The 1,431-nt window shown below is 31.8% G+C and carries 2 protein-coding genes; both read left to right on the forward strand.

Annotated elements, in window-relative coordinates:
• Positions 1 to 9: 9 nt before the first annotated feature.
• Positions 10 to 714: an ABC transporter substrate-binding protein gene (locus WG67_RS01925; RefSeq protein ID WP_245683396.1), complete on the forward strand. Its 705-nt coding sequence runs from the start codon at positions 10 to 12 to the stop codon at positions 712 to 714.
• Positions 714 to 1,361, forward strand: a complete 648-nt coding sequence (locus WG67_RS01930; RefSeq protein ID WP_022626279.1) for an amino acid ABC transporter permease — start codon at positions 714 to 716, stop codon at positions 1,359 to 1,361. The genes WG67_RS01925 and WG67_RS01930 overlap by 1 nt, the downstream gene beginning before the upstream one ends.
• Positions 1,362 to 1,431: the final 70 nt, after the last annotated feature.

The raw sequence follows: 1,431 nt of genomic DNA on the forward strand, positions 1-1,431 counted from the left end.
GCTATTATAGTGATAAGTATTCTATTAACAGGATGCAAGGAAAATAAACACGATAATATCATTAGATTTGCAATTTCTGCAGATTATCCACCTTTTGAATATTATGAAAATGGTAAATTTACTGGCTTTGACATTGAGCTTGCTCAATTAGTAGCAAAAGAGTTAGGTAAAGAAGCGATATTTAAAGATATGCAGTTTAGTGCTATATTTGCAGCATTGCAAAGTAATTCTGTAGATGCTGCTATATCTACTATTGGTAGCACAGAAGAGCGTGAAAAAAATTTTGATTTTTCAAATAGTTATTATACAGGGGAATTTGGTATTCTATATCACAAAAATAAACCCATAGCCGGTATAAACAACTTAACTCACAAGAAGATAGCCGTTCAACTAGGAACTGTCATGGAAATTTGGCTAAAAGAGCATGTTCCTACAACAGCTCAAATTATTGCTATAGACAATAATAATCAAGCTGTAGAAACATTAAAGTCTGGTCATGTTGATGGCGTCCTAATTGATGAATTCCAAGGTAAAGTATTTAGCAAAAAAAATCCTGGTCTATCATGGTCAGCCACTGCCAAGTTAGATGGTGGTTATGTTATTGCTGTGAATAAAGGATCTGCTTTAAAGGATAAAATAAACGAGGCATTAAAAAGTTTAGAAAGTAAAGGTGTAATACAAAAAATAGCAGAAAAATGNNNNGGAGATAACTGATGCAGGAATTAATTTCTAATTTCTTGTTTGTTGGAACAGGCCTTGCCTTTACTTTAAAATTATTGATTGGAGGACTGCTTTTAGGTGTGAGTCTAGGGGGATTATTGTCAGTACTCAGATATAATAAGATCTGTATTCCATTAATTAATGGAATTATATCTGTAATACGTGGCACCCCCCTTATATTACAGTTAAGTGTTGTTTATTTTATGACCCCAACCATTGCAGGAATTAAATTAAACATATTTAGTGCTGGCATTATAGCATTTGGTCTAAATAGCTGTGCTTATATTGCTGAGATTTTACGAGCTGGTATTGAAACTATATCAAAAAACCAGTTTGAAGCAGCTAAAACTTTACAAATACCTAGTTTCTATATGTGGAGAGATATTATATTACCACAAGTTATTAAAAATATTCTTCCTGCAATGATAAATGAGATCATTGCACTCCTTAAAGAAACGGCATTAATCTCTACTATTGGTGGTGTTGATATTATGCGCTCTGCGCAAATGCTTGCAGCAGAACAATTTACTTATTTTATACCACTTTGTCTTGCTGGGGCTTATTATTACGCTCTTGTATTACTAATTGAATATATAGGCAAAAAGATTGAACAGAAAGGTATATATGATAAAAATGCATAATATTTGTAAATTATTTAATAATATTCCAGTACTTAATAATATTAACCTGATTATAGAGCAATCTATAGTT

It is taken from the genome of Wolbachia endosymbiont of Drosophila incompta (assembly GCF_001758565.1).
In the GTDB taxonomy this organism is placed as follows: Bacteria; Pseudomonadota; Alphaproteobacteria; order Rickettsiales; family Anaplasmataceae; genus Wolbachia; species Wolbachia pipientis.